The sequence below is a fragment of the Carnobacterium sp. GW821-FHT04C06 genome, from assembly GCF_059420345.1.
Map to the genome: position 1 here is coordinate 375,248 of NZ_JBWKTN010000004.1, position 17,880 is coordinate 393,127.

A 17,880-nucleotide genomic window follows, 5' to 3' on the forward strand; every position below is an offset into this window, starting at 1 on the left:
TTATAAATATTTTTCAATGACTTGTTGTTGGTCTTTATTTTTCTTATAAAGCGTGATAGGGCGCCCTACTTCACGGTATTCCATTTCCTCTGTCAGGTAGCCAATTTCAGCTAAAAAAGCGAGGTATTTTTTGGTAGATATTCTAGATAATCCAACTTTACTAGCAAGTGATTCCGTTGAAAAATGAATTTTTTCTTGATTAATTTGAGCTTGAATTTTTTTCAATGTTAATTTAGACAATCCTTTGGGTAGGTCTTCGTGTGCTTGTGTAGCTCGTTGCTCTGAAAGCTGACCTACATTGAAAAATTTATCTAAACGCGTTTGATTGGTTTTTTCATCTTCTTGAAACACCTTATTTAGCTCCAAGTATTTAGTAAAGGCTACTTTAAAGCGTTCAAAAGTAAATGGCTTGATTAAATAATCCACCACACCATAATATATCGCTTCTTTAACCGTAGCCACATCATTTGCAGCCGTGATTAGGATAACAGATAGTTCTTTTTTTGTTTCATGCAGTTCTGCTAAAAACTCAATGCCTGTCATCCCCGGCAAGTAAACATCTAATAGCAACAAATCAACCGTTTCATGATCAAGAATCACTCTAGCATCTGCAACGTTTCGGACATTTCCAACGATTTCAACTGCCGAAAGCTGTTGAATGTATTGCTGATTCAACATCGCTACCATCGGATCATCTTCAATTATTAAGACTTTGGTCACTCTTCTTCCCCCATTTCATACGGTAATTCAATATAAAAACGTGTTCCTTGTGGTTCATTTGTCGTTACTTCAATAAATCCTTGATGATTCGTCACAATTTTTTGAATGAGATTTAAGCCGAAACCACGATGCTCGCCTTTTGTTGAAAAGCCTCTTTTAAACATCTTTTCTTTTATTTCAAGTGGAATACCAACACCTGTATCGGTTACTTGAATAATAAAAATTTCTCCTTCTAAATCATAATTCAATAAAAGTTCTACCGTTTTTAACTCTTGGTTTATCATAGCCTCTTTAGCGTTATCGAGAAGATTCCCTAAAATTTGCAATAAAATATGAATACTGTTGCCCATTTTAAGTTCTGGTAAGTAAGAGGCTTCGGCTAGCACAATATCTACATCTTGCTCTTTTGCCTCGTTGATTTTCCCAAGGATAAAGCCTGCTACTGCAGGGACTTTGATTTTTTCTGTTACAAATCCAACTTCTTCTTGGTAGTCATAGCTTAACTGTTGAATAAACCCGGTTACTTCCTCATATTTTTGTAATTCAATTAAGCCTAAGATTACATGCATCTTATTCATAAATTCATGGGTTTGTGCTCGTAATGAATCAATATATTGTTGCGTTCCGCTAAGCTCATGAATCATATGTTGCATTTCTGACTGATCTCTAAAGGTGGCCACTGCTCCATAAAAATTACCCTCAATAAACATCGGCGCAATACTTGCAATCACTTCTAAACCATTTAAATAAAGAACTTGATCTTTTATTTTTACATGAGTATTAAAAATTTCTTCAAATAAAACAGTGTATAAGTGTTCTTCTAGTGGCTGATTTACAGCAACATCCATTTGAAGGTTCATTTTTTTGAACATCTGGGTAGCTTCACGATTCACTAGCATTACGTTTTTATAGGCATCAATCGCTACAATTCCTTCACTAACCTCGTCTTCAATAATTTCTTTTTCACCTAAACGAGTTGCAATTTCACTTGGTTCTAAACCGAATAAGATTAATTTTACTTTTTGAGCTAAGAAGATTGCGCCTACAACGCCTACAATCAATCCTAACAATAAGCCAATTAGAATCTTACTTTGAGCTGCTTCCACTTCTTTATTCACTGTTGCAAGTGTCAATCCTACGCAAACGACACCAATTACCTCTCCTTGATCGTTTTTCACGGGGCTAAAGTAACGAATCCCATCTCCTAAAACACCCTCTTGGACAGAATAATGTCCCTTACCCGACAGTGTTTTTTTTGCATCTGCTAAGTTTGAAAAGGGTTGTCCGATTACTGTTGCATCGGGATGAGAAAGCCGAATCAAGTCTTTATTTAGAACAACTACAAAATCAACATTGGTCATTTTTGACACTTCTAATGAAAAGTCTTGTAATGTATTGTTAGAAACGGTTCCCGTAATACCACCTTGAACCTCTGTATTTGCAGCAACCAGATTCGCTACGGTTGCAATCTTTTCTTTCGTATTCGCATATTCTTTTTCGACAACGTAATTGCGAATTAGGATAGCCGATACAATTAATGATACAACCGTTGCACACACGACTACAAAAATAATCGTACTTTGCAATGAGAGCTTACGGCTATTTCGATATTTAATCATTGACTCTTTTCGCTGTTTTTTCCCCATTGAATACCACCTACTCTACGCATTCTTCTTAACAATAGTAACGAATTGTCTGATAATTAGCAACTCATTGAACTACGAATTATTATGTTGTTATTTTAAAATAACTATCAACATAATGCTTCTATAATAAATGAAGTTCGTTTTCATAAATTAGTTGAATGTTTTCCCGAAATTTTGATCCCAGCATCTTATCTTAAAAGTTTATTCTACATAAACGTTTCTCTTTTATTTTAAGCCACTTTTCTATATACTGTTATTGAATACACTATCTTAAATAAGGAGGTCTCTGTTATGTTTAAAAATTTTATGAATGAATTTAAAGAATTTGCTCTACGTGGAAATGTACTTGACTTAGCTGTTGGGGTTGTTATTGGGGGTGCTTTTAGCGCCATTGTAACTTCACTGGTTAAAAATATCATCACACCCTTAATTGGAATTATCTTAGGTGGTCATGACGTTTCTGGTTTAATGGTCAAAGTTGGAACTGCTGAATTAAAATACGGCGCATTTTTACAATCAATTATTGATTTTGTTATTATTGCATTTGCTATTTTTATCTTTATTAAAGCAATCAACACTTTAACAACTAAATTCAAAAAACCTACTGAAGAAACAACCGAAGAACCTACAATTGAAGCTTCTGAAGAATATTTGAAAGAAATTCGCGATTTATTGGCTCTCCAAGCTAAAAACAATCACACTAACTAAAACAAGGTTTGCTTTAATTGAATCAATTGAAGCAAACCTTGTTTTAGTTTAGTAGTCCAGTAATCTCCCGTCATCGTGCCAAGAGCCATACAGCTTATTCAATTTTGTATGATCAATCAATTTGTCTAACCTTTTCTCAAATAATTCCGTTTCTTTTTTATTACTTTGGATTGTATCGATACGAATTCTTTGATATAACTCAGGAAAGGCTGTGAAATTTTTATAAACTTCTAAGTCTTCTTTTAAGCGTTGAAGGATTTGTTCATCTATTATAAAAGAAGACGGCTCCATGTTTGGAAGTACTTTTGCACCAAAATCAGTCATCAATCCTTGTTTCTCTAATCTTCGAACGCGTTCTTTATTTAATTCTGTCCAATTGCTTTTGGTTGATCTTGGACTTAATCGTTGAACTAGTTGTCCATCTAATTTCTTTTTTATTCCATCAATCCACCCAAAACACAACGCTTCTTCTACAGCATCTAAATAGAGAAGTTTATTGACTTCAGGTTGAATACTTACCGTTATCCAACAATACTTAGCTGTTTCACAATTAGTTATCAGCCAATCACGTAATTCCCGTCTACTTGTAACTTTGAGTATGTTATCTATTTTCATCCTCTTACCTTTCGTACTTAAAATTATTCTTTCCTTTAAGTTTATCATAATAACTGAACTCTATACATCTGTTTTAGCTCTATCTAACTAAAAAAAGAGACTTGAAAAAAACATCAAGTCTCTTCTTTATTAAAAAATGCTTTAAATCGCTTTCCAAACAATTGAAGTAGCTAAACCTGGCTCTTCTCCTTTAGTCCACCATTGCGCTTGGTAGCCTTTTCCTTTGTAGGTAACTTTATCCCCTGCGACATAGGTTTTGGTTGCATCCCATTCATTACTTGGAACTTCAGGCCCTTCTATCGTTTTTACAGCAAGTGATGCACTTCCTAATGAAACATTTCCAGCACGGTCTGTTGCTTTGATTTGATAGCTGTAACTAGTAGCTGGTTTTAAACCGCTATCGCTGTACGTTGTACCCTTTGCAGTTCCAACTACGACGCCATCGCGTAGAATCTGATAGCCTGTCACACCAATATTGTCTGTTGATGCTGTCCAATCCAACTGAACTTGGTTAGCGGTTATATTACTCGCTTTCACATTCGTTGGAGCTGATGGCTTTTCCGTATCTGCCACACCTCCACCACCGTTAATCAATGTATCATACGCTTTTGAAAATCCTTGATTGTAAGCAACGCCATTGACATCCTTGCCTAAATCCCAGTTAATCGACCAAGTCATCAGCCCTTTAATAGGATTGCCGTCTTTTTTTAATTGATCAAAGACGTTATACACCACTTGTGGATCTTTAACATAGCCTGATGCCCCTGCATCATTATTAGCTGGTAAACCGATTGCTAATTTTGAAGCTGGAATTTGTAAGAAGCCTCGTGTCCCATGAATTAAAGAATCTGCCATATAATAAAGAAATTCATATTTATAAGCATCATCATTTTGTGTTACCCATTTGCTGATTTCATCTACCCAAACACCATCTCCACCTTGGTTGTACAATTGTGGTGCGATAAAATCATACTCATCTTTTAATGAAGTTAAATAAGATTCATACGCATTTCCAGGTTTTAAATAAGGGAATTCTGGTGCCATGCTAATAATAAAGTTTTGATTTTGAGCTTTGTAATGTGCTTTCACGATTTTTAGAGCTTTAGGAATAACCGTTTTGTTATCTCCAGCTGTAATGGCTGCTTGTTCTAAATCGATATCAATTCCATCAAAGCCATAGGTTTCGACTAAACGAATCAGTTCATTCGCAAATGCTGTTTCATCGCCATTTTTTAATTGCACATGAGCATCCGCTCCACCTAATGAAATCAAAACCGGTTTGCCTGCTTTATTTAGTTCTCCGACTTGCTGGCGAAATTCTGCATCTGTTCCTTTGTAAGGTTTAAAAGTTGGAATTCCTTCCCCTTTCATAAAGGCTACTGCAACAACATTATATGCGTCTGGTGTATTTCTCAATGCAATTTCTGCTGAAGAACCACGTTTATATCCATCATTAGGATTGGCTTGCCAGTTATGCCAAAATCCCATTAAAATCTGTTTATTTTCAATACTTGGCATGACTGAAGCATCATCTGCCGCATTTACCTTTAATTGTTGAACTAAAAATAAAGAACATGCTGTTACTCCTAAAATTAACCCTTTTTTAAACAAGTTTCCCTTTTTCATTATCAAAACTCCTTATCAACTTTTATTTTTAAAAGCGCTTTCAACAACCATGTTATAATAAAAAAAATAAAATGTCAAAATTTAAGTCAAAATTATATTAATATTTTAAGATATATTCCAATTGGATTTATATACCAATTTACAACCAGAGTAATTATCATTTCAGCTTCTAATTAATATATCCTTCATTAATATATAGACCAATTCTCATGTCTGTACTTTTTTATTTTAGATCTTTTTTTATTAATTAAAAAATACTCTCATACTTTTTTCTATTTTATAAAAAAGAGGAAATCCTTATTCAAATGATTGTTTTTAAGGTATACTTATTGAAGATAAAATAACTAATTTATAAATAAATACTCTCTACTAGTACTATTTTTATCTACATATAAAACAACCAAAAGGAGACTTACTACTTATGAAGCACTTTAAAAATGTCTTTGAACTGTATCGTTTAGATTGGCAACGTATTTTTAAAAATCCCTTTGCCTTTCTTTTAATTGTTGCCATGATTATTATCCCCTCACTCTACGCATGGTTTAACATTGCGGCTCTATGGGATCCGTATAGCAATACGAGTGAATTAAAAATTGCCGTTTATAGTGCAGATAAAACCGCTTCGATTAAAGACACAAAAATCAATATTGGAGATAAATTAATTGCCTCCCTTCACGACAATCACAATTTAGGTTGGGAATTTGTAGACTCAAAAAAAGAGCTAGATAAAGGGGTAAAAAGCGGAAAATTTTATGCTGGAATCTACATTCCAAAAACTTTTTCTGCTGATTTATTAAGTTTTGTTAAGGGGGATATCAAAAAACCAACCATTGATTACAGCGTCAATGAAAAAATCAATGCGATTGCTCCTAAAATAACTGATAAAGGCGCTTCCACCTTGCAAGAAACTATTTCTCAAGAGTTTGTTTCGACCGTCAGTAAAACAGTGGTCTCTGAGTTTAACGCCATTGGTATTGACTTAGATAATAATTTGCCAGCTATTACAAAAATTTCAAATCTTGTTCTCGATTTAAATAATAACTTAGACACAATAGACGGCTACACAAAAGAAGTGGTTGATCTTCAAGGAAAAATGCCAGAAATGAAGGACAAATTGGCTAAAGCAAATGAGTTTATTGATTATTTACCGGAAATTAACCAAGTTATCCAAAAGGTTGTTGAGGTCAATCAGTTGCTTCCTCAATTTGATCGAACTGGCGAACTAATTTTAACCCTTCAAACAAAAATTCCAGAAATTCAAAATGCTGGAACCCAACTTGCAAAAATCGATCAAGATTTTGACGGAATCGCCAATACTTTAAATGAAGGTATTACTGAAGCTAATGGTGCTTTAAGCATTATTTCTGATGTTCAAAAAATTCTACCTGACGTCACTAAATTAGGTGAGCAGGCAAGTGGTATGGTCTCTACTGTAAAGGAAATTTTACCTAAGCTAAAACAAGCTTTTGCGGCAATTAAAACGGCGATTGATTCTGGACTGAATGTCATAACGAATATTGCTTCAACGGTTAAAGAGGTTGTCTCTTCCTTACAAACTTTTATTGACAAAGCAGAATTAACCCCTGAAGATAAAGCCACTATCAAACAAATTTTAAATCGCCTAAGTGAAAACTTAACGTCAGCAAATGCTTTAATTGGCAATTTGATTGATAATTTAACACAATTGCAAACCGCAGCTGGCAATCAAGATTTAGCGCCAGTTATTGAAGACCTAAAAAAAGTCCAAACGGCGCTCCAATCACTCCAACAGAAAGTACAAAAACTCTATGATACCATTGATACCTTAACAACCGAACAAATCAAACAGCAATTAACTGAAATCAGCAATTCGGCTGACGCCTTTATCAATGCTGTTTCAGTCGTTGAAAATGCAGGAATTAGTGACAAAGTAGACCGCTTAATAACACAATTAAGCGATGCTTTAGATAACGCAGGCAATGTATTAAACTCTGCAAATACAGAAATTCCAAATATCGATGGCCTGCTAACGAGTACCTCTGGTACGATTACAAATGCCATTGCTTATTTACAAAAATACCAACAAGAACTACCTGCTTTAAAACAAGAAATTCATGATGCAAACACGATTTTAAATGGCAATATGGATTTAATTATCGGTGGCATTAACAAGGGTGCTGATTTTTATAAAAATGATTTCCCAGGCATCAAAGAGCATTTAAACAAGGCCACCGCCTTTATCCAAAATGATTTGCCCGGGGTTGAAAGTGATTTAACTAAAACACTTTCAATGGTTAACGAGAAATTCCCTGATGTTGAAACAGCCTTAAACGCAGCTAGCGAACTTATTACAAACGATTGGCCTTCTATTCGCGTAGGAATTGAAAAAGCAGCTACCGTTGTAAAAGAACAGCAACAAAATGTTGATTTAGGCGAAATCATCAAGCTACTCAAGGCTGATGCAAATGCAGAAAGTGATTTCTTATCCAAACCTGTTCAGATGAAACAACATTCTTTCTATCCAATTCCTAATTATGGATCGGCTAGTGCGCCTTTCTATACAGCTCTTTGTCTATGGGTGGGAGGCTTACTTTTTTCAAATATTGCTAGTACAGAATTTGTCCTGTCGGATAAAGATAAAAAGCGCTTTTCAAAAAGAGAACAATATTCAGCACGTATGTTAAGCTTCCTATCCGTTGGCTTTTTCCAAGCGTTGATTGTTGCTTTAGGCAATCTCTACTTGCTACACACCTATACTGCTGAAAAAGGCTGGTTTGTTTTGATGACCATCTTTGTTGGTCTCGTCTTTATGTCGATTTTATACATTCTCGCTGCTGTCTTTGGAAATCTCGGAAAAGGTGTGGGAATTATCTTACTTGTCCTCTCGATTTCAGGAGGTGGCGGAAACTTCCCAATTGAATTATCCGGGAAATTTTTCCAAATGATTAATCCCTTACTTCCCTTTACTTACGCGGTTAACCTCTTACGAGAACCTGTTGGTGGTATTTACTGGGCAAATGCTTGGACGTACATTACCGTCCTGTTGATGTTTGGGTTAGTCATTGGCATCTTTGGAATTATTTTCCAACCTTATATTAGCGTCTACGTTAAACGATTGCATGCAGCCGTTAATGAGAGTAAATTTTTCCATTAAAAAAAGTTCCTGATATTGAATTCAATATCAGGAACTTTTTTCTATTTAAAATCAGGATTTAAATAATTTTCACGCTTTAATCCACTCACACTCAACATAATCAAAAAGCTGATTAAGTACAAAATTGATAGGAAACCCATCACGACTAATAAATTGTATTGATCTAATAAGAACCCAATCACTACTGATGAAAACCCACCAACAGCACGCCCTGTATTAATAATAACGTTATTTGCCGTAGAACGAATGGAGGTTGGATATAAGCGGCTCACAATAGCGCCATAACCTGCAAACATTCCATTAGCAAAAAATCCGACAATGGCTCCGCCAATCAGCATAGTCCATTGATTTGAAGCATAAACGAAGATAAAAACTGAAGCTGCTGAAGCTAATAAGAACACACTATATGCCAAGCGAGCACCTAATGTATCTAATATTTTCCCAAACAATAACATACCTAAGCTCATACCTACTATGGTGGAAATCATCCATAAAGACGATCCCGAAACGGACAACCCTAAATTCTTTTGAACGATGGAAGGCAACCAGTTCATTAAACCAAAGTATCCAGCGATTTGGATAATCGCCATCATCATTAGAGAAATCGTTTGACGCGCCAACTTAGGCGTTTTAAAAAGTTCTGTTAACGAAACATTGGGTTTATTTTCGGTGTCTGCTTGACTTTTTTTCCACTCTTCACTTTCATCTAAATGATTGCGGATAAAAAAGGTCATGACTACCGGTAAAAGTCCGAATAAAAATAATGCGTGCCAACCAAATAGCGGAATAATGATCGCCGCAATAATGGCAGCTAGTATCGCACCCATTTGTCCTGCAACTGCAACAATCGAAGTCATTTTCCCTAATTTTTCTTTCGGAAATGCTTCAGCGACAATTGCCATTCCAATTCCATATTCTCCACCAGCACCAATTCCTGCTAAAAAACGGAAGAGGTAAACCAAGTAAATATTGCTTGCAAAATACATCGCTCCTGTTGCCAGTGCGAAAATTAAAATCGTATAGGTAAAAATTTTAATTCGTCCATATTTATCTGCTAAGACGCCAAAAATAACGCCACCTAAAAGCATTCCCACATTTGTAATGGAAGAAATCAAGCCTGCTGCTGCGCCGTTAACATTTAAATCTGCAATGATTGATGTTAATGCGAAAGATAAGAACATGATGTCCATACTTTCTAACCCTAATCCTGCTGCTGACGAAGCCAATACCCTTTTTTGGTAGCCTGACATTGCTGTTTTGCCTTGTGCCGTTTTACTTATCATATTCACTTTTCCTCCTAAAACGAATGATCTCTGCCATTCATTATTTTACGTTAGACTTATTATACGGATAACTGAGGAAAAGTACAATAGCTTTTTTGCATTTCGTCACAATTTTTTTATCCACCTTCATTTTTAGCTAACAGCAATTCTTTTCATCATAAAATAATGTGCTTCTGCCGGTAATGGGTGTTCTTCGATTTTTCCAATTTCTTGATACCCATTTTTTAAATAAAAACCTGGGGCATTGAAACTCATTGTTTCTAATACGATCAACTGACATTTTGCTTCTTTAGCCAACTGCTCCACATGCTCCAGTAATTGCTTACCTACTCCTTTTCCTCTTGTATTCTCAGCAACATAAAACAATTCAATCCGTAAATAATTCCAATGAATTTCACCCACGATGCCACCTAGCACTTCTCCTGCTTCTTCAATAGAAAAACTGATTTTTTGACTTTCATAACCTGTTAAATCAGGGACTTTCACTTTTGTGTAATCATCTAATTTCTTCAACAATTGTTGGCTATTTTGTGTATAATCTACCTGTTTGATTTCCATTTTGCTTCACTCCATCATTAAATTTATATCTGAACACAAAAAAACTGGACAAGAAAATTAACTTTCGTTAACCATCTTGTCCAGCACAACGTGTACCCTCCGATATTGGATTTCAGCATATCATCCTTTTCGCTAAATTGCAATACCTTTTACAGCTCATGATAAGCGCTATACACCTCTTGCTTTTTCAATTCTCTCAACAACGCCACTTCTTTAATGGCTTTTTTACTTGGCAATTCTTGTTCGTCCATGACTTTTTCAACATGCTCTTTCAAACTCAAATTTTCCCAATCACGTATTTCCTCATGATAAGTTCCCTCATGATTGCCTTCTAAAATCAGACAAAATTCTCCACGAACTTCTGAATCAGTCGCCCACTGGTAAGCCTCTTCTAAAGTACCTCGCAAGAACTCTTCAAATTTTTTCGTCAACTCTCGACAACACACAATTTTACGCGTTGGCCCAAAAACTTCTATCATATTTTTCAACACTTCTTTTAAACGATGGGGAGATTCGTATAAGATAACCGTTTCTTGATGCTGATTTAGCTTTGTCAATTCTTGGATTTGTTCTTTCTTTTTCCGCGGTAAAAACCCATAAAAATAAAAAGGTTGCGGTGCTAATCCAGAAGCGATTAAGGCAGTTAAACCAGCGTTCGCTCCCGGTAATGGTACCACTGGAATGGCTAATTCGATACAAGCAACCACCAATTCATGACCCGGATCACTAATGGAAGGCATTCCTGCATCACTCACTTGTGCAATGCTTGTTCCGGCTAACAATTTTTCCGTTAATTGACCAATACGCTCTTGAGTATTGTGTTCATGAAAACTGATTTGCGGCGTCGTAATTTCAAAATGATTGAGTAATTTTTGCGTATTTCTCGTATCTTCTGAAGCAATTAAATCGACTTCTTTTAACAACCGAATGCCTCGCAGCGTCATATCTTCTAAATTGCCAATTGGGGTTGGGATTAAGTATAGAATTCCTTTTGTTTCATCTTGAAAACTTTTTTGACTTGAAATCATGCGCTATCCCTCCTTTTCATTCTCTGCTTGGCTTAGGTCAACAATACATACTTGTGTTTTTTTAATTGGAAATTCAATTCCTGCCTGTTTTAAAAAAGCTATTTTTTTAGCCTTCGTTTGTTTTTTAAAGGCATACTCTGCCTTCGTTGCTTCACTTCTTGATGGAAAGCCAGCAGCGTAAATCATTTTCAAAGGCCGTCGGTACGAAGGCTTTGTATATTTTGCACCGACACCATCATTATGCTCTTTTTCACGTCGTTTCAAATCCGTTGTATACCCACCATAAAACGTACCATCCTGACAAAGGAGTACATAGAAATAACTAGTCTTTATCGCCATATAAAATCCCTCTAATTTCTGGTAAATACTCATTATCTTCACCGTACACAAATAATGGTGGCATCACGCGAAAGCCTGTCTCTTTCCCATCTTTAATGCCTTCAATCAACAAAATATTGGCTTCTTTATTCACTTTTGGATAAACCAACTGCATTCTTTTTGGCGCTAAACGATTGGCCTTCATGGCTTCTAAAATTTCAATCAAACGATCTGGTCTGTGAACAAAATAAGCTTTGCCGTTCATTTTTAATAAGCCACTGGTCACTGACATCACTTCATTTAAATTTGTATGGATTTCATGTCTTGCAATTGCCAAGTGTGGATTGGGATTTTTTTTACTGGTGACTGGAGATGAAAAATACGGTGGATTACAAGTGACAACATCTACCGAATCCTTTTCAATCCATTTTGTCGCCTCACTTAAATTCCCTTCAATCACACGGACTTGATCCGATAGCTGATTTAGCTGAATACTTCGTTCTGCCATATCTGCTAGACGTGGTTGAAGTTCAATTCCGGTAATTTTACTTTTGGTTTTCTCACTAAGAAGCAGCCCTACCGCACCATTTCCAGCACATAGATCCACGATTTGGCTGCGATTTCCTTGTGGAACATTTGCAAAATGCGCTAGCAAAACGGCATCCAATGAGTAGGAAAAAACAGATGGGCTTTGAATAATATCTAAATTAGCTCGAACTAAGCGATCCATCCGTTCATCGTCTTTTAACCATTGTGTCAAATAAGCCACTTCCTTCACTAGTATAATCGTCATTTATTATAACATAAAAAAGATACAAAAAACGTTAGAAAAAGGTGAATTCCCCTTTCTAACGCCTTCCTTTTATTCCGTTACTTTTAAAATGATTTTCCCAATATTTTTATTAGCTTCCATATAATCATGTGCCGCTGCTGCCTTTTCAAGTGGAAAAACACAATCAATAATCGGTTTAATCGCCCCTGATTCAAAATAAGGCAAGGTTTTATCCATCATTTCATGCGTTAATTTTGCCTTGTAAGCATCACTTCGAGGTGTTAACAACGTTCCCACCAACGTAATCCGTTTTGCCATCAAACTTCTTAAATCAAATTCTTCCACCACAGAACCACCCAGAGTGCCAATCAGAACCCAATGACCATCTACTTTAATACTTTTTAGATTTTTTTCTACATAGGACGCACCAATAAAATCAAGGATCACATCCACACCCGCTTGATTCGTTACTTCCATAACGCGTTCAGAAAAGTCTTCTGTTTTATAATTAATCACAACATCCGCTCCAAGTTCTTCACAAAATGCTAACTTGTCTACAGAACCTGCTGTTACAATTACGGTTGCTTTTGTTAATTGTTTTGCTAATTGAATCGCTGCCGTGCCGACACCACTAGCACCTGCATGAATCAACACCGTTTGACCTTCTTGTAAATCACCTAACCAATACAAGGTTTGATATGCTGTTAAAAAGACTTCTGGAACACCTGCTGCCTGTGTAAAATCAAGATGTTCTGGAATTAGAATGGCGCGATCTGCTGGCAATACTGCATACTCTGCGTACCCTCCACGATTCACCAAACCACAAACCCTTGTCCCTTTTGGAAATTCCGTAAACGTGCTCTGATTTTCAACTACTGTACCTGCAATTTCTACTCCAAAAATTGGATAGGGTTCTTTGAAATTTTGGTTTTCTCTTGTCACAATATCTGTCCGGTTAACGGCAGCTGTTTCTACCTTTACTAACAATTCCCCTTGTTTCGGAATTGGAATTCCACTATCTTTTAACACTAATTCCTTAGAACTCCCTGGTTTTTTCATACTAATTGCTTTCATCTATTTCCCCTACTTTCTCTTGTGATCGTAGGATTATTGTAACATAGATGATTCAACTTTCTAAAGAGTTGCGCTGTTAAATTCAAATAAAAAACTACTACTCTATGAAATGAGTAGTAGCCAATTAAAATTATTTAGATCCAACGGTAAAGCGTTCATTAATATGTTTACCTGCTTCTGCTTCGTCAACCAATGCTGTTGCAAAATCAGCATAACTAATTTCACTTGAACCTGCAGCATTTACTAATAGATGATCTTTTCCAATCACATACTCACCAGTTTTAGCGCCATCTGGTAAGAACATTGCTGATGGACTAATATACGTCCAAGTAACATCATTTGTTGCTTTTAATTGGTCGAAAGCTTCACCCATATTACTTGCAGTTGGTTTAAATGCATCTGGAAAATCGGGTGTATCCATTACGCGTACCTTCATTTCTGGATCAACATAAAGACTTCCTGCACCACCCACAACCATTAAACGAGGAGCTTTATGGCTTTTTAATAGCGTTACTAAATGTGCTAAGCTTGTTTTGTGTAACTCTTCATGTCCATGGGGTGCATTAAAGGCATCTACTAAAATATCAAAATCTGCAATATCCTCAAAAGTTAAATCAAATAAATCACGCTCCAAAACAGCGACATCTTTATTAGTTACTTTTTTTGCATCTCTTACAATGGCCGTTACTGTATGACCTTTTGCCACTGCTTCATCTGTAATCATTTGTCCTGCTTTTCCACTTGCTCCAATAATACCAATTTTCATCATAAATTCCTCCTAATTGTTTTTTTTGTAACCGAAACAGTTACAATTTAACTAAAAATGAAAGGATGAACATTACATTCAACCTATTTCTAACGTTACTTCACTAAAGAACGAGCCTCTAAAACGGTAATCTCGTTAATCGTATCTGCCAATGTGGTTTTCTTAAGCTCATCTTCCATCGCTTCCTCGGCTGTTCTCATCACTCCAACAAGTGATTGCTGAATATTTTTTCCAACGACACACTCTGGGTTTGTATCTTGATGCAAGCTAAACAATTGTTTGTCTTTGACGCTTACGGCATTGTAAATATCATACAATGTAATCTCTTGCGGTTCCTTCAATAGAGTAATGCCTCCCATACCAGGAGCGGAATCAACTAAACCTGCTTTTTTGAGTAACCCTACAATACGTCTGATAACAACTGGATTTGTATTGACACTTGCAGCAATATAATCCGAGTAGATTGTTGCTTGTCGATTTAAAGAGAGAATCGATAACACATGGACAGCTACAGGAAATTTTGTCGAAATACTCATAACAACCCTTCCTCTCTATATGTAACCATTATAGTTACAAAAGAATAAAATGTCAACCCATTTACTCAAAAAAATAAAAAGAAGAGTAGCTAATCGCTCCCCTTCCTCACTTTCTATTAAATTAATTCATTTGCTCCAACGAGTTCAAAAGTAGATTCTGTATTTTTTTCAATAAATTCATAGGCATCAGAATTATTTTTCAATTCAATTACCATCATAAAATTATCTGGATTTACCATATTAAAGGTAAACGTAGTTGTTTCTTTTTGACGTTTTAAAAATTCAGTTACTTCTGCTACAGTCATTTGATTCATTTGTAGTTCACCCTTCCTCTTAATCTAAAAGCGCTTTCTTTATCTTTGTTATAATATATCATATCTTAAAAGAATTGTCTTATTATTTTTCTTTTAAGACTAGCTTATATTCCTTAATAAAAATAAAACAATCCTGTTTAGACTTGTTATTTTAACAATCTAAACAGGATTATTTTAACGTCGTTCTCCATAAATAACATCCAAACAAAACGCACAAGGCTCATCATCTACTCTTCTTGAACCATAGAAAACATTACAAACATGGAAACCATCTTCATAAAGTTTTTCTAAATTCATTCGTGACTTGGTCATTTCAGGTTCGATAGCTGCCTCATCAATTCGTTGTTGTTTTTCAATATCATCTAGCCGGTCTCTCAAATGTTGATTTTCAATTCGTAAAACGGCATTTTCTTCTACTAGCTCTTCTACCCCTTTTTTTAAACTTGTAATTTGGTGTAGCGTCGCTTCAGTCTCAAGTTCTAGTTTTGTAAAGCTATCATATAAAGTTCTTTTATCCATTTATTATCACCCGTTCTTTAATATGAAATTATAAACTTACGATCCCTTTAAAAGAAACTTACTTTACATACTAGGAGTTGCTCCATTTAACTCTTCTAACGTATACTCTAGAGCTGTTTCGCGGCCTTTTAAGCGTACCTTGATGATACGACTTAATAAATTCAAACCTACTACGGTGCCTTCACCATCTGGTGTTTGAACTTTTTTTCCGTAATCAGGCAACTCACGTTTTGCTGATTCATACTCATCATTTTCATATTTCAAACAACACATCAAACGACCACATAATCCTGAAATTTTCGTTGGATTTAATGATAAGTTTTGATCTTTTGCCATTTTAATTGAAACGGGCATAAAATCACCTAAGAAAGTCGAACAACACAGCATCCGTCCACAAGGTCCGATTCCACCAAGCAATTTGGCTTCATCACGCACACCAATTTGGCGCAATTCAATCCTCGTTTTAAAAATACTCGCTAAATCCTTCACGAGCTCCCGAAAATCAATTCGTCCTTCCGCACTAAAATTAAAAATCATTTTACTTCGGTCAAATGTATATTCTACGTTAATTAATTTCATTTCTAAATGATGTGCTGAAATCTTTTTATTTGCAACACTAAAAGCTGCTTCAGCGTCTACTTTATTTTGTTCTTCTTTTTTTAAATCTTTATCAGAAGCAATGCCATTGATTGTTTTAAGTGGTTGCACTAAATCGTCCTCATGCACTTCTTTTTTTTCAATCACAACAACGCCGATTTCTATACAATGCTGTGTTTCTACAACTACTTTATTTCCTACATGACACTCATATTTCCCTGGAGAAAAATAGTAAATTGTGCCAGCATGTTTGAATCTAACTCCAATTACTGTTTGCATTCCTTGTCCCTCACTCCAAGCATTATCTATTAATCCATTAAAAGAAGCGTCAATTGTTCAAAAACTCCTTGTGCTGAAACATTGCTTTCAAGTTTTTTCTTACTTGTTAAGATCATTTCAATACTTTCAGTCAATTTTTTTCCATTAACTTTTTGCTGGAACCTATTTAACACGTCTTGATGCTGTGGAAAAGCTAACAAATCAACTGAGCGATAATACAACATTAACGCATCACGATAAGCAAGCAACAACATGTCTAAGGCGAGTTGTTGGTTCTCACGTTCTTTAAAATGGGTGATAATATCTGTTTGTACAAAAATAAATGCTTGTTTCTCATTTTTGGAAATCTGGTGAAACCATTTCCAGATAATTTCCCTAGCTTCATTAAACCATTCATTGCGATTCATTTCAACCGCAGAATCCAAACTATTCGTCAAATGAACCAACAAAGCCCCTTGTTTTTCACTAATTTCTAATTTTTCCAATTCTTGGAGTAAAATTTGCTTTGGCAATGGACTAAAATGAACTAGCTGACATCGTGACAAGATTGTGGGCAAAATTCGATTTTTAGCTGTTGTTAATAAAAATGCAACAACTGTTCCATCTGGTTCTTCTAAAAATTTCAATAAGCTATTAGCAGCTCCAACGGTCATTTTTTCAACATCCGTCACAATAAAAACTTTTTGTCTGCTTTCTACACCACTTTTAGAGAATTCAGTTTTTAATTCTCTTACTTGATCCACCTTGATTGATAGGCCATCTGGTTCGATTTCAAGCACATCTGGGTGTTGATGATCTGCTACCCTTTTGCAGTTTAAACAAACCCCACAAGGAGAACCATCCACTTTATCCTGACAAAAAAGTGATTGCGCTAACCACATAGCCATTTCTTTTTTACCCGTGCCTGTTGTTCCTTCAAAAAGGTAAGCATGGAGAAGATCTCCATGCTTTAAATTTCGCTTAAAGCGATTCATTAATTCAGGTTGAAGCCACGCTAATTTTTTTTCTTCTGTTCCTTCCATTTTGTCACCTTCACTCATCCCTTAAAATTGGTGAAATTGTTCAACTGGCATTACAAAAACGGTCGCTCCGCCGACTTGAACTTCTATTGGGTAAGGCATATGAGTATCCATTGAAACATCTAAACTAATTGGTGGCGTCATAAATTGTTCTCTAGCTTGACAGGTTTCACGAATCAAGTTTAAAACTTCATCCACTCGCTCGTCTTCAATCCCTACGATAAACGTTGTATTTCCTGCTTTCAAAAAACCGCCTGTTGTTGAGAGTTTTGTTGCACGTACACCTGCATCTACAAATTCATTAGACAAACGTACACTATCTTTATCTTGGACAATCGCTAAAATTAATTTCATCATTACTCAACCTTT

Annotated in this window: 19 protein-coding genes; 2 read left to right on the plus strand and 17 right to left on the minus strand. The window is 35.6% G+C overall.

From position 1 onward, the window contains the following. Entirely contained in the window at window positions 1-720 is a 720-nt protein-coding gene (locus tag AC07SW_RS09210; RefSeq protein ID WP_034568176.1) for a response regulator, read from the minus strand. Then, a complete protein-coding gene (locus AC07SW_RS09215) occupies window positions 717-2,366 on the minus strand; it encodes an ATP-binding protein (protein WP_238328302.1) in 1,650 nt (549 codons plus the stop codon). Before AC07SW_RS09215 ends, AC07SW_RS09210 begins: the two co-directional genes overlap by 4 nt. Before the next feature lie 291 nt (window positions 2,367-2,657). Here AC07SW_RS09215 and mscL point away from each other — a divergent pair, with 291 nt between their 5' ends. Beyond that, window positions 2,658-3,074 carry a large conductance mechanosensitive channel protein MscL gene (gene mscL, locus AC07SW_RS09220; RefSeq protein WP_034568175.1) on the plus strand — a complete coding sequence of 139 codons (417 nt, stop codon included), beginning with the start codon at window positions 2,658-2,660 and terminating at the stop codon, window positions 3,072-3,074. 48 nt (window positions 3,075-3,122) lie between these two features. On the opposite strand, the gene AC07SW_RS09225 is transcribed toward mscL, so the two are convergent. Together AC07SW_RS09225 and AC07SW_RS09230 are read right to left on the minus strand one after the other, a co-directional pair. After that, window positions 3,123-3,689 (minus strand): YdeI/OmpD-associated family protein, encoded by a 567-nt coding sequence (locus tag AC07SW_RS09225; protein ID WP_463684887.1) that lies wholly within the window; start codon window positions 3,687-3,689, stop codon window positions 3,123-3,125. Window positions 3,690-3,830: 141 nt separating this feature from the next. Then, complete coding sequence (locus AC07SW_RS09230) at window positions 3,831-5,315, minus strand: glycosyl hydrolase family 18 protein (protein WP_494632722.1); 1,485 nt, start codon at window positions 5,313-5,315, stop codon at window positions 3,831-3,833. 421 nt (window positions 5,316-5,736) lie between these two features. Between AC07SW_RS09230 and AC07SW_RS09235 the strand changes: the two genes are divergently transcribed. Next, the gene (locus tag AC07SW_RS09235) at window positions 5,737-8,448 is read left to right on the plus strand and encodes a YhgE/Pip family protein (protein ID WP_494632724.1); all 2,712 of its coding nucleotides are present in this window, start codon (window positions 5,737-5,739) and stop codon (window positions 8,446-8,448) included. A 41-nt stretch (window positions 8,449-8,489) separates the two neighbouring features. Here AC07SW_RS09235 and AC07SW_RS09240 read toward each other — a convergent pair whose 3' ends face one another. The 13 genes from AC07SW_RS09240 to darA form a co-directional block, all read right to left on the minus strand. Then, window positions 8,490-9,731, minus strand: a complete 1,242-nt coding sequence (locus AC07SW_RS09240) for an MFS transporter (RefSeq protein WP_034568172.1) — start codon at window positions 9,729-9,731, stop codon at window positions 8,490-8,492. Window positions 9,732-9,863: 132 nt separating this feature from the next. Continuing rightward, a complete protein-coding gene (locus AC07SW_RS09245) occupies window positions 9,864-10,289 on the minus strand; it encodes a GNAT family N-acetyltransferase (protein WP_034568171.1) in 426 nt (141 codons plus the stop codon). 149 nt (window positions 10,290-10,438) lie between these two features. Continuing rightward, complete coding sequence (gene rsmI, locus AC07SW_RS09250; protein WP_174222334.1) at window positions 10,439-11,317, minus strand: 16S rRNA (cytidine(1402)-2'-O)-methyltransferase; 879 nt, start codon at window positions 11,315-11,317, stop codon at window positions 10,439-10,441. Window positions 11,318-11,320: 3 nt separating this feature from the next. Continuing rightward, the gene (locus AC07SW_RS09255; protein WP_034568170.1) at window positions 11,321-11,656 is read right to left on the minus strand and encodes a GIY-YIG nuclease family protein; all 336 of its coding nucleotides are present in this window, start codon (window positions 11,654-11,656) and stop codon (window positions 11,321-11,323) included. Continuing rightward, window positions 11,640-12,395 carry a tRNA1(Val) (adenine(37)-N6)-methyltransferase gene (locus AC07SW_RS09260; RefSeq protein ID WP_081890669.1) on the minus strand — a complete coding sequence of 252 codons (756 nt, stop codon included), beginning with the start codon at window positions 12,393-12,395 and terminating at the stop codon, window positions 11,640-11,642. The genes AC07SW_RS09255 and AC07SW_RS09260 overlap by 17 nt, the downstream gene beginning before the upstream one ends. Before the next feature lie 102 nt (window positions 12,396-12,497). Then, window positions 12,498-13,481: an NAD(P)H-quinone oxidoreductase gene (locus tag AC07SW_RS09265; RefSeq protein ID WP_119908615.1), complete on the minus strand. Its 984-nt coding sequence runs from the start codon at window positions 13,479-13,481 to the stop codon at window positions 12,498-12,500. 130 nt (window positions 13,482-13,611) lie between these two features. Beyond that, complete coding sequence (locus AC07SW_RS09270) at window positions 13,612-14,247, minus strand: NAD(P)-dependent oxidoreductase (RefSeq protein WP_034568168.1); 636 nt, start codon at window positions 14,245-14,247, stop codon at window positions 13,612-13,614. A gap of 95 nt (window positions 14,248-14,342) precedes the next feature. Next, window positions 14,343-14,783 (minus strand): Rrf2 family transcriptional regulator, encoded by a 441-nt coding sequence (locus tag AC07SW_RS09275; RefSeq protein WP_119908617.1) that lies wholly within the window; start codon window positions 14,781-14,783, stop codon window positions 14,343-14,345. 116 nt (window positions 14,784-14,899) lie between these two features. Next, the gene (locus AC07SW_RS09280) at window positions 14,900-15,097 is read right to left on the minus strand and encodes a hypothetical protein (protein WP_074401466.1); all 198 of its coding nucleotides are present in this window, start codon (window positions 15,095-15,097) and stop codon (window positions 14,900-14,902) included. A gap of 174 nt (window positions 15,098-15,271) precedes the next feature. Continuing rightward, the gene (locus AC07SW_RS09285; protein WP_034568165.1) at window positions 15,272-15,616 is read right to left on the minus strand and encodes an initiation-control protein YabA; all 345 of its coding nucleotides are present in this window, start codon (window positions 15,614-15,616) and stop codon (window positions 15,272-15,274) included. Window positions 15,617-15,679: 63 nt separating this feature from the next. Further along, complete coding sequence (locus AC07SW_RS09290; protein ID WP_034568164.1) at window positions 15,680-16,492, minus strand: PSP1 domain-containing protein; 813 nt, start codon at window positions 16,490-16,492, stop codon at window positions 15,680-15,682. Window positions 16,493-16,521: 29 nt separating this feature from the next. Beyond that, a complete protein-coding gene (holB, locus tag AC07SW_RS09295) occupies window positions 16,522-17,514 on the minus strand; it encodes a DNA polymerase III subunit delta' (RefSeq protein ID WP_119908618.1) in 993 nt (330 codons plus the stop codon). A gap of 21 nt (window positions 17,515-17,535) precedes the next feature. Further along, window positions 17,536-17,865: a cyclic di-AMP receptor DarA gene (darA, locus tag AC07SW_RS09300; RefSeq protein ID WP_034573295.1), complete on the minus strand. Its 330-nt coding sequence runs from the start codon at window positions 17,863-17,865 to the stop codon at window positions 17,536-17,538. Between the last annotated feature and the right edge of the window lie 15 nt (window positions 17,866-17,880).

What these genes read in the sequence shown, in the direction of transcription:
- AC07SW_RS09255 (WP_034568170.1), bottom strand. Translation starts at nt 11,656, where the DNA reads ATGGCGATAAAGACTAGTTATTTCTATGTACTCCTTTGTCAGGATGGT.
- AC07SW_RS09275 (WP_119908617.1), bottom strand. Translation starts at nt 14,783, where the DNA reads ATGAGTATTTCGACAAAATTTCCTGTAGCTGTCCATGTGTTATCGATT.
- AC07SW_RS09280 (WP_074401466.1), bottom strand. Translation starts at nt 15,097, where the DNA reads ATGAATCAAATGACTGTAGCAGAAGTAACTGAATTTTTAAAACGTCAA.
- mscL (WP_034568175.1), top strand. Translation starts at nt 2,658, where the DNA reads ATGTTTAAAAATTTTATGAATGAATTTAAAGAATTTGCTCTACGTGGA.
- AC07SW_RS09225 (WP_463684887.1), bottom strand. Translation starts at nt 3,689, where the DNA reads ATGAAAATAGATAACATACTCAAAGTTACAAGTAGACGGGAATTACGT.
- AC07SW_RS09230 (WP_494632722.1), bottom strand. Translation starts at nt 5,315, where the DNA reads ATGAAAAAGGGAAACTTGTTTAAAAAAGGGTTAATTTTAGGAGTAACA.
- AC07SW_RS09290 (WP_034568164.1), bottom strand. Translation starts at nt 16,492, where the DNA reads ATGCAAACAGTAATTGGAGTTAGATTCAAACATGCTGGCACAATTTAC.
- darA (WP_034573295.1), bottom strand. Translation starts at nt 17,865, where the DNA reads ATGAAATTAATTTTAGCGATTGTCCAAGATAAAGATAGTGTACGTTTG.
- AC07SW_RS09240 (WP_034568172.1), bottom strand. Translation starts at nt 9,731, where the DNA reads ATGATAAGTAAAACGGCACAAGGCAAAACAGCAATGTCAGGCTACCAA.
- AC07SW_RS09270 (WP_034568168.1), bottom strand. Translation starts at nt 14,247, where the DNA reads ATGAAAATTGGTATTATTGGAGCAAGTGGAAAAGCAGGACAAATGATT.
- AC07SW_RS09245 (WP_034568171.1), bottom strand. Translation starts at nt 10,289, where the DNA reads ATGGAAATCAAACAGGTAGATTATACACAAAATAGCCAACAATTGTTG.
- AC07SW_RS09215 (WP_238328302.1), bottom strand. Translation starts at nt 2,366, where the DNA reads ATGGGGAAAAAACAGCGAAAAGAGTCAATGATTAAATATCGAAATAGC.
- AC07SW_RS09235 (WP_494632724.1), top strand. Translation starts at nt 5,737, where the DNA reads ATGAAGCACTTTAAAAATGTCTTTGAACTGTATCGTTTAGATTGGCAA.
- AC07SW_RS09265 (WP_119908615.1), bottom strand. Translation starts at nt 13,481, where the DNA reads ATGAAAGCAATTAGTATGAAAAAACCAGGGAGTTCTAAGGAATTAGTG.
- rsmI (WP_174222334.1), bottom strand. Translation starts at nt 11,317, where the DNA reads ATGATTTCAAGTCAAAAAAGTTTTCAAGATGAAACAAAAGGAATTCTA.
- holB (WP_119908618.1), bottom strand. Translation starts at nt 17,514, where the DNA reads ATGGAAGGAACAGAAGAAAAAAAATTAGCGTGGCTTCAACCTGAATTA.
- AC07SW_RS09285 (WP_034568165.1), bottom strand. Translation starts at nt 15,616, where the DNA reads ATGGATAAAAGAACTTTATATGATAGCTTTACAAAACTAGAACTTGAG.